This window comes from Mesorhizobium sp. M1E.F.Ca.ET.063.01.1.1 (assembly GCF_003998155.1).
Lineage (GTDB): Bacteria > Pseudomonadota > Alphaproteobacteria > Rhizobiales > Rhizobiaceae > Mesorhizobium.
The window spans coordinates 1-456 of the sequence record NZ_RZSC01001602.1; the positions used below are offsets into that span (position 1 = coordinate 1).

The 456-nt window shown below is 54.8% G+C and carries 2 protein-coding genes; both read left to right on the plus strand.

From position 1 onward, the window contains the following. A partial coding sequence (locus tag EOA29_RS42555; RefSeq protein ID WP_210213240.1) for a hypothetical protein occupies positions 1 to 189 on the plus strand: 189 nt, incomplete at its 5' end. 14 nt (positions 190 to 203) lie between these two features. After that, positions 204 to 456 (plus strand): AAA family ATPase (locus EOA29_RS39990; protein WP_145970187.1); only part of this gene is annotated, 253 nt, incomplete at its 3' end.

Genomic DNA, 456 nt, shown 5'->3' on the forward strand with positions numbered 1-456 from the left:
ATCCTATACCGCCGAAAGATCGCCTGCTTCGTAGCCAGTCGTCTCGCAATGGCGGACTCGGCTCAAGCGACCGAATCGGAAATGATAGTAGCCGCGTCGCGGCTGTTTCCTTTCGGCTCAGCATTGAAGACGCGGTTAGTCAAGGCAGTTGCTGCGGGCGGTCAAGAACCATTGCCTTCCGGGTTTTAGGCAGGATGAGGGGCATGTCACAGGTCAGAGGTCGGATTCGACGTATTGAATTCTCAAATTTCAAGGCTTTTGGCACCTATTCACTGACGCTTGGTGAGGTGAATATATTGGTCGGCCCCAACAATTCGGGGAAATCGACGATCATTGGAGCATTGCGGACGCTCGACGCCGCGATCCGCGTTGCACGAAAAGGCTCTCCCATTCGCGTGCATGTTGGCGAAGAGGTTGCCATTGGCTACCGGATACCCGCTGAGAGCGTTCCCATTT